Origin of the sequence: Parabacteroides sp. 52 (assembly GCF_010500925.1) — a bacterium.
Classification (GTDB): Bacteria; Bacteroidota; Bacteroidia; order Bacteroidales; family Tannerellaceae; genus QVMG01.
This window is the reverse complement of the sequence record NZ_QVMG01000008.1, coordinates 1-13,359: the sequence shown is the minus strand read 5'-3', so window position 1 is coordinate 13,359 and position 13,359 is coordinate 1. Positions and strand designations below refer to the sequence as shown.

General features: G+C 44.7%; 11 protein-coding genes and 1 rRNA gene. 8 read left to right on the top strand and 4 right to left on the bottom strand.

Annotated elements, in window-relative coordinates:
- Nucleotides 1-15: 15 nt before the first annotated feature.
- Nucleotides 16-501 carry an SPOR domain-containing protein gene (locus D0T51_RS06150; protein ID WP_163726688.1) on the bottom strand — a complete coding sequence of 162 codons (486 nt, stop codon included), beginning with the start codon at nucleotides 499-501 and terminating at the stop codon, nucleotides 16-18.
- Nucleotides 502-587: 86 nt separating this feature from the next.
- On the opposite strand from D0T51_RS06150, the gene D0T51_RS06145 reads away from it, so the two are divergent.
- The gene (locus D0T51_RS06145; protein ID WP_163726685.1) at nucleotides 588-2,681 is read left to right on the top strand and encodes a S9 family peptidase; all 2,094 of its coding nucleotides are present in this window, start codon (nucleotides 588-590) and stop codon (nucleotides 2,679-2,681) included.
- 157 nt (nucleotides 2,682-2,838) lie between these two features.
- On the opposite strand, the gene D0T51_RS06140 is transcribed toward D0T51_RS06145, so the two are convergent.
- Both D0T51_RS06140 and D0T51_RS06135 read right to left on the bottom strand, forming a co-directional pair.
- Entirely contained in the window at nucleotides 2,839-4,191 is a 1,353-nt protein-coding gene (locus tag D0T51_RS06140) for a site-specific integrase (protein WP_163726682.1), read from the bottom strand.
- A 207-nt stretch (nucleotides 4,192-4,398) separates the two neighbouring features.
- On the bottom strand, nucleotides 4,399-5,139 hold the full coding sequence (locus D0T51_RS06135) for a polyprenol monophosphomannose synthase (RefSeq protein ID WP_163726986.1): 741 nt from the start codon (nucleotides 5,137-5,139) through the stop codon (nucleotides 4,399-4,401).
- 247 nt (nucleotides 5,140-5,386) lie between these two features.
- Here D0T51_RS06135 and D0T51_RS06130 point away from each other — a divergent pair, with 247 nt between their 5' ends.
- The 7 genes from D0T51_RS06130 (at nucleotide 5,387) to cobC (ending at nucleotide 13,001) form a co-directional block, all read left to right on the top strand.
- Nucleotides 5,387-6,553 (top strand): Gfo/Idh/MocA family protein, encoded by a 1,167-nt coding sequence (locus tag D0T51_RS06130; RefSeq protein ID WP_163726679.1) that lies wholly within the window; start codon nucleotides 5,387-5,389, stop codon nucleotides 6,551-6,553.
- A 243-nt stretch (nucleotides 6,554-6,796) separates the two neighbouring features.
- Nucleotides 6,797-9,079, top strand: coding sequence for a TonB-dependent receptor (locus D0T51_RS06125; protein WP_163726676.1), 2,283 nt, complete (start codon nucleotides 6,797-6,799; stop codon nucleotides 9,077-9,079).
- 80 nt (nucleotides 9,080-9,159) lie between these two features.
- Entirely contained in the window at nucleotides 9,160-10,107 is a 948-nt protein-coding gene (gene cbiB, locus D0T51_RS06120) for an adenosylcobinamide-phosphate synthase CbiB (RefSeq protein ID WP_163726673.1), read from the top strand.
- Between the two features lie 2 nt (nucleotides 10,108-10,109).
- The gene (locus D0T51_RS06115; RefSeq protein ID WP_163726670.1) at nucleotides 10,110-10,652 is read left to right on the top strand and encodes a bifunctional adenosylcobinamide kinase/adenosylcobinamide-phosphate guanylyltransferase; all 543 of its coding nucleotides are present in this window, start codon (nucleotides 10,110-10,112) and stop codon (nucleotides 10,650-10,652) included.
- A complete protein-coding gene (gene cobT, locus D0T51_RS06110) occupies nucleotides 10,639-11,676 on the top strand; it encodes a nicotinate-nucleotide--dimethylbenzimidazole phosphoribosyltransferase (RefSeq protein WP_163726668.1) in 1,038 nt (345 codons plus the stop codon). Before D0T51_RS06115 ends, cobT begins: the two co-directional genes overlap by 14 nt.
- Nucleotide 11,677: 1 nt before the next feature.
- Entirely contained in the window at nucleotides 11,678-12,442 is a 765-nt protein-coding gene (locus tag D0T51_RS06105; RefSeq protein WP_163726666.1) for an adenosylcobinamide-GDP ribazoletransferase, read from the top strand.
- A 7-nt stretch (nucleotides 12,443-12,449) separates the two neighbouring features.
- Entirely contained in the window at nucleotides 12,450-13,001 is a 552-nt protein-coding gene (gene cobC, locus D0T51_RS06100; RefSeq protein WP_163726664.1) for an alpha-ribazole phosphatase, read from the top strand.
- Between the two features lie 265 nt (nucleotides 13,002-13,266).
- On the opposite strand, the gene rrf is transcribed toward cobC, so the two are convergent.
- Nucleotides 13,267-13,359 (bottom strand): 5S ribosomal RNA (gene rrf / locus D0T51_RS06095); the annotation flags it as partial.

Here is a 13,359-nt window from a genome sequence, read left to right as displayed (position 1 = left end):
GTAACTTTATCTCAATCAATAAGCACGTTCCAATAACCAGGCATCCTGGAAGTTGGGTGCATATTTTGATTTGATCTTATCGCGGCTTTCAGCAGCATCTGCTTTGTTATCAAAGCTGGAAACAATGACACGCAACATGCCTTGTTCGTTTTGTCCTAAAACAGCATTGTAACCATCATTCTGCATACGCTCTTTCAAAGAATAGGCATTTGTCTTGTTTTGGAAACTACCAATGACTACACTATAGCGTTTCAGACGGGTAGCATCTTCCCCTTGCGCTACATTTATCTTTTCCGCGCGGGTAGCTTCGTTGGATACTTTCGGTTTTGAAACCGGCACTACGTTTACTTCTTCTTCCTCTACTACAACCTCTACAGGTGCGCTCATTTCTCTTTCTTTCGCTTGTTCGTAAGCAGCTTTATACGCGCTTTGCTTAGGTTTGCATGAGCCGAATGCGAATACCATACTGATAGCGGCTCCAAATAACCAAATCTTATTCATATCTTTCAGAACTTAAATTAGATGCGCAAAGATATAAATTAATTTTACTATTTTCGCACACAGAACTTAATATATTATAAACGCACATGAATAAACCAATCGGAACAATCATCATGGCAACATCTATTCTCGTCGGTGCTTGCACACAGGAAACCAAACAGACGGAAAAACAGACTGCACTCATTGAACGTAAAGAAATCAAAGTACCCAATGGGCTTATGACACCGGAAGTATTGTATAGTATGCCCCGGGTTAGTGATGCCCGCCTTTCGCCGGATGGAAAAAAGGTTCTCTACGGGGTTACCTTTATGGACATAGCACAAAACAAAGGAAACCGGGAGTTGTTTGTCATCGACCTGGTAAACAACCAAAAACAACAAATCACACAGACACCGCAAGGGGAACAAAATGCTGTTTGGATCCAGGGAGGCGAACAAATTGCTTTTCTTTCAAGAGAAAGCGGTAGTTCGCAGATATGGGTCATGAACGCAGACGGGAGCAACCGGCACCAGGTAAGCCGGCACGAAAAAGACATCCACGAATTCATGTTATCCCCAGACGAATCCAGGGTGTTGTTCACTAGCGATATCCCATACGGACAGCGTACGTCCGAAATATACCCCGACCTGCCCAAAGCCACCGGGCGGGTGGTGAACGATCTGATGTACAAACATTGGGACGAATGGGTGGAGAATATACCCCATCCCTTTATTGCTTCCTGGGATGCAAGCGGCTCCATGGGTACCCCTACGGACATATTGGAAGGAGAACCTTATGAAGCACCAATGAAACCTTCGAACGGAATAGAAGACCTCGCCTGGAGTCCGGATGGAAAATCTATTGCATACGCCAGCCGAAAGAAAACAGGAGTTGCCTATGCCTTGTCAACCAACTCGGATATTTACATCTATCATATCGAAACGAAAGAAACATTCAACCTGACAGAGGGTATGATGGGCTATGATACACAACCGACTTTCTCTCCTGACGGGAAATCGATTGCCTGGATCTCCCAGGAACGCGACGGCTATGAATCAGACAAACAACGTCTTTTTGTGGCCAACCTGTCGACTGGGGAGAAACAAGATCTTACGGCTGCTTTCGACTATAATGCAGGCAGTCCCCAATGGTTACCCGACAACCAATCTCTCTACTTCATCTGTCCCAAAGAAGGGGTGAGACATATCTGGCAGGTGGATCTAAACAAACAACTCAAACAAATAACAAACGGGCAATACGACTATATCGGATTTGACACGGCTGCCGATCAAATGATTGCGCTGCGCCAGTCGATGGAGAGCCCGACAGAAGTGTTTACCATTCAAACGGGCACCGGAAAGGCGACGGAGATCAGCTTCGACAACAAACCTATTATGGATCAGCTCACGATCGGTAAAAGCGTTCCCCGCTGGATAAAAACAACGGATAACAAAGAGATGCTTACCTGGGTCATTTATCCGCCGAACTTCGATCCGAACAAAAAATATCCGGCTATCCTCTATTGCCAGGGTGGTCCTCAGAATATGGTGAGCCAATATTGGAGTTACCGCTGGAATTTCCAGATTATGGCAGCGAACGACTACATCATTGTAGCCCCCAACCGCCGCGGTCTTCCCGGTTTCGGTCAGGAATGGCTGGAACAAATCAGTGGAGATTACGGTGGTCAGAATATGAAAGACTATTTTTCGGCCATCGACGAATTGGCCAAAGAGCCTTATATCGACGAAACACGACTGGGAGCAGTGGGCGCAAGCTACGGAGGTTTCTCCGTTTACTGGTTAGCCGGCAATCACAACAAACGTTTCAAAGCCTTCATCGCTCATGCAGGTCTGTTCAACCTCGAACAACAATACCTGGAGACAGAAGAAATGTGGTTTGCCAATTGGGATATGGGAGGCCCATACTGGGAGAAGAACAACGCCATCGCACAACGTACCTTTGCCAATTCTCCCCATCGTTTTGTGGACAAATGGGATACCCCCATCCTGGTGACACATGGTGAGTTAGACTATAGGGTACCTATCTCCCATGGATTAGCGGCCTTCAATGCGGCCAAACTGCGTGGCATTCCTGCAGAAATGCTCGTTTATCCGGATGAAAACCATTGGGTGTTGCAACCTCAAAACGGTGTTCTTTTCCAACGCGTCTTCTTCCAATGGTTAGATAAATGGCTGAAATAAAAAGACTGAAAGTCTGCCTTACTTCTTATTAAGTCAGACCTTTTACAAAAAACCCCTCTCTTTCGGCATGCCCGAAAGAGAGGGGTTTTTATTAGAACGATACTCTTTTATGTACTTGATGGCAAAGCCATCATAAAATAATCGGAATAAATAAGGATTACCCTACATATTTAATGGCTTTGGCCACTTTCTCACCGGCTCTGTCAATAATCGACCGGTCAAAGGAAGCCAAATAAATAGCTGTTGTTTTTTCGGATGTATGTCCCAGGCCTTCACTAATCACCGACAAAGGCAAATGCTCCCCTTTGGCCACAGTCGCCCAGGTATGCCGGGCTACGTGTGTGGATAACTTCTTTCGGATACCACAAATGCCTGCCAATTGTTTCAACCGTTTGTTTTGCAAACGCAAGCCACTCTCATATTGCAGACGGGCCGGCTTGCCTTTCTCCCGTATAATCGGAAAAACATAAGGAGTATCTTTGGTGTCTTGCTCGAAGTTCTTTATTATCTGGTTCATTATCGGAGTGATCTTTACTTCCAGCATCTGCCGGGTCTTCTTCCGGAAATAATGAATAACCCCATCGTGAATATCCGTTTTCTTCAAATAAGCCATATCCACAAAAGACATGCCCCGGGAAAGAAATGAAAAAAGAAATAAAGATTGAGCCATGACAAGACCGTCTAAAACAGCACCTTCTACCCCTCCCTTCAATATATATTTACGGGAAAGGCGTTTCTTCTGTCTGTAAAACTCCCTTACCGAAGGGTCTTCACACCAATCTTCCTCGGTCGGATCAAAGGAGGAGGTATGCGTAGTTAATGGAGCCAAGAGTTTCATTTCCTCCTTTGTCAAGGCCCTTTTCTGAGTCGGTTGCACACCTGTAAACACATCCCCGAAAGGATTAACGATCATAGGTTCCAAAAGACCTTCTTTGATTGCCTTATTATAAATAGAACGAAGGTTACGCATATAAAAAGAAATCGTATTCATCGTTTTACCTCTTCTTCTCAGGTCATATTCATAACGACGAATAAGCATTCCGTTTATATCCTTCAAATGCAAGGTGCGCTTTCCGGCAAAAGCAACCAGGCTCTTGGTAGCTGTCTGATACGCACGGGCCGTCCTTTCCTGATTCGCCCGGGTAAGTTCCGTACAAAGCTTTTCGACAAAAACTGCCAGGAGGTTTTCCCCATGCCGTCTCCGATAAGCAGCAATAATATCCGTGGAATAAAATTCCCGCCCTTCTTGTTCCAATCGCTCCGCATAGTTCAATAAAAACGCCCGGATATCATCCAAGTCCGTTTCTATCCGTTGTAATTTTCTAAAACGAGAGATGTTGTCAGGCATATAAAGAACCTGGTGTTCTTTACTGTCCCACTCATCCGGATACAATTTATAAGGCAATGTGATACTCGCGGTTCTCCGGTCATGGATTACCCGCAGAAAGATACTTCCCAGATGCTTTCGACCTCGGGAAGAGGTGCGCAAATGAAATTCAATTGATGTCATATTAATTTACCGTTTTTGTTTATCAACACAAATATAAACAAAGAGAGATAAAAAAGGGTTGTCAAACCTTGATTTTCAAACGGCGAAAAAAAAATAAAAATAAGAAAAATTCCGTTTTTTTGCATGAAAAACACGTTCCGGAAAGAGCAGGACACACCCAAACATCCTGTCTACCAAACACATACCACTCAAAACAATCGGATCACATCAATTTAATCTGCGGGAATAATTTCTGAAGAAACTCCACCATTTTAATTTCAAAACCCCAAAAAGGGCTTCTCCAAAAATAGAAGAGTTCATTTTAGAGACCCCTAAAACGCGATTAATAAACACAATAGGCACCTCGATAATCTTAAAACCATATTTATAGGCAGTAAATTTCATCTCAACCTGGAATGCATATCCTTTGAAATGAATCTTATCCAATTCGATTGTATGCAACACCTCCCGGCGATAACATACAAATCCGGCGGTGGTATCTTTCACCTTCATGCCGGTAACAATACGTACATATACAGAAGCAAAATAGGACATCAAAACCCTTCCCAAGGGCCAATTCACCACATTTACTCCATTTATATAACGAGAACCTACGGCCACATCCGCCCCTTCTTCCGTACAGGCTGCATACAAACGGGGAAGATCATCGGGATTATGGCTAAAGTCGGCATCCATCTCAAAGATATAGGCGTAATCGCGTTCCAATGCCCATTCGAAACCACGGATATAAGCCGTACCCAATCCTTGTTTACCCTGTCTTTCTACAATAAAAAGACGTTCCGGGAATTCTTTTTGCAGTCCTTTGACAATATCAGCTGTTCCATCCGGAGAACCATCATCGATAACAAGAACATGAAATCTTTTTTCCAGACCGAATACGGCCCGGATAATATTTTCTATATTCTCCTTTTCATTATAAGTTGGTATAATAACGATACTGTCTGACATATTCATCTAATTTTATGGATACAAAGGTATATATTTTCTGCGAACTACAAATAAAGGCTATTATTTCCACCCTTTTCGTTTTTCAAGAAACTTTTTTTTCCATCAAAGAGAAGAGAATGAATGAGCTGTTGCAAGAACCGAAAAAAGGGGTATCTTTGAACACAGTTAACATCTTGTTTGTCCTTTTATTAAAAAAACTCAGCACTCATTACTTAAAATCTATATCTACAACTATTATTGTACACGCATGAAAAACAGAAAATTGAAGATGGGAATGGTAGGCGGAGGCAGCGACGCTTTTATTGGAGCCATTCACCGAAGAGCCGCTTTTATGGATAACCTAATCGAACTTGTATGTGGATGCTTCAGCATTGATCCGGAAATATCTAAAAGTTCAGGTCTTTCCTATTTTCTTCCCGAAGATCGGATTTACAATACGTATCAGGATATGTTTGAACGGGAAATGGCGCTTCCCGAAGAGGAACGCATGGACTTTGTCACGATTGTAACCCCCAACCGTTTTCATTTCGAACCTGCCATGATGGCCTTGGAAAGAGGCTTCCATGTGGTATTGGATAAACCGATTACATTCTCCCTCGAAGAAGCGAAATTATTGCAAAAAAAGGTAGAAGAGACAGGACTTACCCTGGCTTTGACCCATGTATACAGCGGCTATCCGGCTGTCAAAGAGGCCAAAGACCGGATAGCCAAAGGCGAACTGGGCAAATTGCGCCGGTTGTATGTGGAGTATCCGCAGGGATGGCTGGCCGACCGGATTGAATTAGAAGGTGGGAACAATGCCGGATGGCGTACCGATCCCAAACAAACAGGAAAGGCCGGTTGTATCGGTGACATAGGTACGCATGCCTGGCACTTGGCCGAATACATCACCGGACAAAAGGTGACGGCTCTTTGCGCCGAACTGAACACCTTTGCTCCCGGGCGACAAGTCGACGACGACGGGGCCGCTTTCCTTCGCTTCGACCAAGGCCTGAAAGGTTGCCTGACAGCGACACAAATAGCCAAAGGCGAAGCCAATAACATCCGCCTGCGCGTTTATGGTGAAAAAGGAGGCTTGGAATGGTACCAGATGGATCCGAATAAACTCATCCTGAAATGGGGAAACAAACCGGAAGAAATCATTCATATAGGAAATAATACCTCCCTGGGCGATCTCGCCTCCTGGCATGTTCGCACGCCAGCCGGACATCCGGAAGGATTCATCGAAGCCTTTGCCAATATATACCGTAACTTCGCATGGACCGTTATGACCAAACGCAAAGGCGAAAAGCCTAGCCAAGAAATGCTCGACTTCCCGACGGTGTACGACGGTGTACGGGGCATGCAGTTCATCGAAACCATGGTCGAAGCCGGATGGAACGATCAGGAGAAATGGGTGAAATGGATCGATTAAAAGGATAGCGGGAATCACCGGTCTACTTTAGGAAACATACCGCTTTTCTCCGCCGCAAATAAAATTGCTGATATATGTCAGCACAATTGCCGATAATCGTCAGCAATTTTGCCGATATATGTCGGCAATTTTGCTGACATATATCGGCATTTTTTTTTATACAAGGGAAAATCACTACATCTAGTGATTGTCCGCCCTCTCCTTTTATTCTTCCTTTGCAGCTTGAAAGAAATTAAATAGACAATGAAACAACTTTATCTTTTACTGCTTACGAGCCTTTCATTCTTCAGCGTACAAACGATGCAAGCCGATGGCATAATCGAAAACGACACGATTAAAACATATGCCATCGACGAAGTAATGATTACCTCTTCAACCAAAGAGACGAACAACTTAGTCAAATTACCCGGAGCAGTCAGCCTGCTCTCCCCGCAAATGATTACTAACAGGCAGATCGATGCATTGAAAGACATCAGTGCATTTGTCCCGAACTTATATATGCCGGATTACGGATCCAAACTGACATCGGCCATTTATATCCGAGGTATCGGCGCCCGAAGCAGTGGGCAATCCATTGGTTTGTATGTAGACAATGTGCCTTATCTGGACAAAAGCACATTCGACTTTGAATTAACCGATATACAACGCATAGAAGTCTTACGTGGTCCTCAGGGCACCTTGTACGGCCGCAATGCGATGGGAGGCATTGTGCATATCTATACATTATCTCCTTTTGATTTTCAAGGAACAAAAATATCGCTCTCGGGAGGAAACTACGGACAATTCAAAACAAAAGCCTCTCATTATAATAAACTGAGTGAAAACATCGCTTTCTCTGTCGGAGGATATTACGATCGCAACGATGGCTTTTTCACCAATGAGTTTACCGGGAAAAAAGCGGATAAAGAAGAGTCTGCCGGTGCACGGTTGAAACTGGACTGGCGCATTACGCCCAAACTGACAGCGGCTTATACCTTCACCTACGATTATACCGACCAGGGAGCTTTCCCTTATGGCAAACGCGACTCGACAGGTAAGGTAAAGCCGGTCAACATCAATGACCCCAGCACATATAACCGGAAAATGGCTGGCAATCATTTGTTACTGACTTACCGGACGGAGCCGTTTATCCTGACCAGCACGACCGGTTATCAATGGTTAGAAGATAATATGCATATGGATCAGGACTATGACACCACCTCTGTCTTCACGCTTAACCAACGACAAAAACAAAAGGCCTTCAGCCAAGAGTTTGCTATCCGAAGCAATACAAATAAAGACTATCAATGGTCTTTCGGTTTGTTTGGTTTTTATAACAAACTGGATACGGACGGGCCTGTCACCTTCAAAAAAGACGGGATAGGTGTTCTGCAAGAAGTATTCACTCAATTGAAAGAAGATAATCCCAAAATGCCTACTTTGATGGTACTGGGAGACGAACTCTATATCCCTGGTACTTTTGAAACACCTTCTTATGGGGCAGCACTTTTTCACCAGTCAACAATCAACAACCTATTCACAGAAGGTTTATCGCTTACTGTCGGAATGCGTCTGGATTATGAAAAACAAAAGATGGATTATGACGCAGCAGCACGCATGCGCCTGGGCATGTCGATGCGTCCCGGCATGCCTGTAACGGAGATTCCTACAGATACTACCCGGATGGACGTAAGTACATCGCAGGATTTTTGGGAATTCCTGCCCAAGGTGGCTCTTAAATATGAATGTACACCCCGTACATTCACTTACCTTTCGGTGTCCAAAGGATACAAAACAGGGGGATACAATGTGCAAATGTCTGCCGACCTGATGCAAAGCCAGATGCAATATGAATTGATGAATAAATATATGCCGAATATGGCCGTTGAGCCTCTTCCCGTGGAAGATGTTGTTGCATACAAACCGGAGAAGAGCTGGAACTATGAATTGGGCATACGCAGCGAATTGATCCCCGACTATTTACAAGCAGAAGCAACCCTGTTTTATATGGATATACGCGACCTTCAACTCACCCAGTTCGTAAACAGTGGAAACGGACGCATCCTGACCAATGCCGGGAAAGCACGTAGCTATGGAGCCGAAGTATCGCTGCAAGCACGGTTTACTAAGGAATTGACAGCGGATCTGAACTATGGGTATACCCATGCTACTTTCCGTGACTACCACAACGGACGGGAAGATTTCAAAGGAAATCACATCCCGTATACTCCCCAGAATACGTTAAACGTAGGCGTACAATACAATCGGTTGTTGCAAGGTTCTTGGTTAGATCAGTTCACAGCATCCGTTCAATACAGCGGTATTGGAAAAATATATTGGACAGAACAAAATGATTTGAAACAGAACTTCTACAACACGGTTAATGCCAAAATAGGCGTGCGCAAAGGCATTGTCAACCTGAACATCTGGAGTAAAAACATAACAGATACCCGGTATGCGGCATTCTATTTTGAATCATTAGATAATAAATTCATGCAATTGAGCAAACCCTTCCAGATCGGGGCAGAGGTGGCTATTACGTTTTAAGGAGGGAGGTAAAACCGTAGGCTAATGTTGTCAATATAGAGGGATAATTTTATACCTTTGTATGAAATTGAATACTTTATATGTTCTGGACACACCACGCCACAGATTTGATGCGTATTCTTCCTTTCCTGGGAGGTTGGTTGGCCGATCGCCTTTGGGCTGATCCGGGAGGCTCTTTCCACCCGGTGGTTCTATTGGGAAAGTTGATCGCCTCGGGTGAAAAATCCTTAAACAAAGGAGAAGAAAGACAACTGAAAGGTTGTGTTTTTGCCCTCCTACTTATTATCGGCACCTATGGCATCACACAAACGATCTTACACCACGCCTATGCCTTGCAACCAAATCTATATAATTTAGGGGTCGCTGTCGGTGTCTTCTTCTGCCTGGCCGGCACGACCTTAATCAAAGAAGTAAAAGCGGTATTCGAAGCTGTAGACAGAAGTACAGAGGAAGGACGAAAGCAACTTTCCCGGATTGTAGGAAGAGATACTTCTACCCTCTCCGATCAGGAAATACGTACCGCAGCCCTTGAATCGCTGGCGGAGAACCTAAGCGACGGGGTTATTGCCCCTATGTTTTGGTTTCTCCTTTTGGGGCTACCGGGAATGGTTGCTTATAAAACGATCAATACCTTAGACTCTATGATCGGTTATAAGAACGAACGATACTTGGCGTTCGGACGTACGGCCGCACAAATAGACGACCTTGCCAACTATATTCCGGCACGACTGACTGCTGCCCTGATACTCTTTGTCTCCGGAAACTGGAACAAACGTACATTCGTTCAACAATACGGCAAAGCACATGCCAGTCCGAACGCGGGTTATCCGGAGGCTGCCTTAGCGGCTGTCTTAGATTGCCGGTTCGGCGGGACACATGATTATTTCGGGAAACCTGTAGAAAAACCATATATAGGAACGAATGACCGGCTCTTAACTATACAGGATATGTTAACTGCTATCCAGATAAACAGTAAGGTGGAGCTGGTTATGGGACTTTGTATCACTCTCTTCTTATTTTTTATATAACTATGAGGCAAATCACTGTTATAACAGGGGGGCAACGATCAGGCAAAAGCAGTTATGCCCAACAACTGGCATTATCCCTGGATCCGTATCCGGTGTATCTGGCGACATCACGCATCTGGGACGACGAGTTTAAAGAACGTGTCCTCCGCCACCAACAAGACCGTGGCCCCGAATGGATCAACCTGGAGGAAGAAAAACAATTGAGCCGGTACCACCTGGATGGGCACACTGTCGTTATCGACTGCATCACTCTTTGGGCGACGAACTTCTTCTTTGACAATCAAAGCGATGTCTCCCTCTCCCTTTCCCAACTAAAAACGGAATTTGACACCTTTATCCAACAGGAGGCTCACTTTATATTCATCACAAACGAAATAGGACTGGGAGGTACTTCTACCGACGAAATACAACGTAAGTTCACCGATCTGCAAGGCTGGTTAAACCAATACATCGCCTCCCGGGCAGACCAAGTCATACTCATGGTCAGCGGTATTCCCGTAACAATAAAGACTCCAAATAACAACGTATCATATGATCACATTTAAAATAGAAAAACCCGACAACGCAATTCTCCCGGCAATCGAAGAAAAAATCAATAACCTGACCAAACCCAAAGGCTCGTTAGGACGATTGGAGGAGATTGCCTTACAAATCGGATGGATACAACAAAATATATCGCCTGAATTAAAACATCCGGTCAATGTTATCTATGCCGCCGATCACGGCATTGCGGATGAAGGTATCAGTAAATCTCCCAAAGAAGTGACCCGGCAGGTGATACATAACTTCCTCAATGGTGGTGCCGGCATCTGCTTCCTGGCACGACAACATGGGTTTGAATTGAAGATAGTAGACGGAGGTGTCGACTTCGACTTCCCTTCCATCCCCCAACTTATCAACAAAAAAATACGCAAGGGCAGCCGGAACTTTCTCTACGAATCGGCTATGACACGCGAAGAAATGGAACAGGCACTCGCCTATGGAGCGGAGACCGTCTCCGACTGTTATACAGAAGGATGCAATGTGATTAGCTTTGGGGAAATGGGTGTTGGCAATACGGCGACGTCAAGTATGTGGATGACATGCCTGACCGACATCCCTCTGCCCGAATGTGTAGGTGCCGGTAGCGGACTCGACGACGAGGGGGTGCAACACAAATGCCGCATCCTCCAAAAAGCACGGGCAAACTATAGCGGGAGCAACGAAGTTCTGGATGTTATTACATACTTCGGCGGGTACGAAATGGTCATGGCCGTAGGGGGGATGCTGCGGGCAGCTGAACTAAAAATGCTGATTCTGGTGGATGGATTTATCATGACAAATTGTGTATTGGCAGCCTCGCGTCTCTATCCGGAGATGCTTTCTTATTGTATCTTTGGGCATTGTGGAGAGGAGGCAGGACATAAAAAGCTACTGCATATTTTGAATGCCAAGCCTTTGTTACATATGGGCTTACGCTTGGGAGAAGGATCGGGAGCGGTATGTGCATATCCTCTTATCGACTCTGCCGTACGTATGCTAAATGAAATGCATAATTTCACCCAAGCCTCTATCACTAAATATTTTTAAGATGAAACAACTACTGGCTGCTTTTATCTTTTTCACCCGCTTGCCTTTTTGGCGCCTGACGGAAATACCCGGTACATATTTTAAACGAGTCGTTCCCTATTGGGCACTCACGGGATGGCTGACAGCCGGTTGCTCGGTATTCATATTGTATGCCTGTTCCCTGTTTCTGCCAGCCTCTGCCGCTATCTTATTGGCTATACTCACCCGCGCATTACTCACCGGCTGCCTGCATGAAGATGGGTTGGCTGATTTCCTGGATGGCTTTGGCGGAGGGAATACACGCGAGCGCATATTAAGTATCATGAAAGATTCCCACATAGGCAGCTATGGGGTGATCGGTCTTATCTCTTATTTCGGACTTCTCTATCTACTATTGAGTAGTTTGCCGATAGAAATTGCCGGTTATGTAATGCTGGCGGGAGATCCTTATGCCAAAGGAGTGGCCAGTATGATCATCAACCGCCTTCCCTATGCCCGCCCGGCAGAAGAAGCTAAAAATAAAACGATCTATAGTCCCATGAACGCTATGGAATATACGATAAGTATTCTATGCGCTCTGACTCCCTTATTCTTATGGCTTCCCGATATGACTTATCTTTATGCTGCCATTCTCCCTCTATGTACCTTCTTCTTCCTCACATCTGTCATGCAAAAGAAAATACAAGGTTATACCGGAGATGGCTGCGGTGCAACATTTCTTCTTTGTGAATTGAGTTTTTACCTGGGAGTTGTAACAGTCTACTTCTCTTTAATCAGTACAAATTAATTATCCTATGGAAATATATTTGATAAGACATACATCCGTTGATGTCCCACAAGGATGTACCTATGGACAAACCGATGTACCATTGCGAGATAGCTTTGAAGAAGAAGCGGCTGTTGTTAAAAAAAGATTGGAAGGTATTAGATTCGACAAAGTATGGACAAGCCCCCTTTCCCGGTGTGTACGTCTGGCAACGTATTGCGGTTATGCCGATGCGGAACGTGAAGAGCGGATACTGGAACTCAATTTTGGAGATTGGGAAATGAAATCCTGGGATGATCTATCTGCCGACCCACGATCTATTGCCTGGTTTGAAGACTGGGTCAACATTGCATGCCCCAATGGGGAATCCATGCAGGATCAACTGAAGCGGGTAAGCGAGTTCCTGGATAAGATAAGAAAATATGCCAATAAAAACAATCTAAAACGCATCGCCCTCTTTGCACATGGAGGTGTACTTACTTGCGCCCGCATTTATGCCGGTCATTACGACATAAAAGACGCCTTCAAAAATATGCCTGCATATGGGGAGGTTATTCAATTAACGTTTAACGAAGAGTGATTAGTGTTTAGTGTTTAGTGATTAGTGATTAGTGATTAGTGATTAACGTTTAACGATTAACGATTAATTTAGGCTCTACATTTTGATATCCAAACAATCTTCCATTCCCCCTGGTCGCTTGCGACCAACACTAATCACTAAACACTAAACACTAACCACTCTTCGTTAATCGTTAATCATTAACCGTTAATCGTTAACTCCCCTCTCCCTCTTTCTGTAAACAAAAAAAGAGCCTATCTCTTTCGAAATAGACTCTCTCTCTTTAAAACGGCAGCTACCTACTCTCCCACTTTTTGGGCAGTACCATCGGCGTGGTGAGGCTTAACTTCTCTGTTCGGAATGGGAAGAGGTGGATCCC

What these genes read in the sequence shown, in the direction of transcription:
- cobT (WP_163726668.1), top strand. Translation starts at nt 10,639, where the DNA reads ATGATCACATTTAAAATAGAAAAACCCGACAACGCAATTCTCCCGGCA.
- D0T51_RS06115 (WP_163726670.1), top strand. Translation starts at nt 10,110, where the DNA reads ATGAGGCAAATCACTGTTATAACAGGGGGGCAACGATCAGGCAAAAGC.
- D0T51_RS06145 (WP_163726685.1), top strand. Translation starts at nt 588, where the DNA reads ATGAATAAACCAATCGGAACAATCATCATGGCAACATCTATTCTCGTC.
- cobC (WP_163726664.1), top strand. Translation starts at nt 12,450, where the DNA reads ATGGAAATATATTTGATAAGACATACATCCGTTGATGTCCCACAAGGA.
- D0T51_RS06130 (WP_163726679.1), top strand. Translation starts at nt 5,387, where the DNA reads ATGAAAAACAGAAAATTGAAGATGGGAATGGTAGGCGGAGGCAGCGAC.
- D0T51_RS06105 (WP_163726666.1), top strand. Translation starts at nt 11,678, where the DNA reads ATGAAACAACTACTGGCTGCTTTTATCTTTTTCACCCGCTTGCCTTTT.
- D0T51_RS06135 (WP_163726986.1), bottom strand. Translation starts at nt 5,139, where the DNA reads ATGTCAGACAGTATCGTTATTATACCAACTTATAATGAAAAGGAGAAT.
- D0T51_RS06150 (WP_163726688.1), bottom strand. Translation starts at nt 501, where the DNA reads ATGAATAAGATTTGGTTATTTGGAGCCGCTATCAGTATGGTATTCGCA.
- cbiB (WP_163726673.1), top strand. Translation starts at nt 9,160, where the DNA reads ATGTTCTGGACACACCACGCCACAGATTTGATGCGTATTCTTCCTTTC.
- D0T51_RS06125 (WP_163726676.1), top strand. Translation starts at nt 6,797, where the DNA reads ATGAAACAACTTTATCTTTTACTGCTTACGAGCCTTTCATTCTTCAGC.
- D0T51_RS06140 (WP_163726682.1), bottom strand. Translation starts at nt 4,191, where the DNA reads ATGACATCAATTGAATTTCATTTGCGCACCTCTTCCCGAGGTCGAAAG.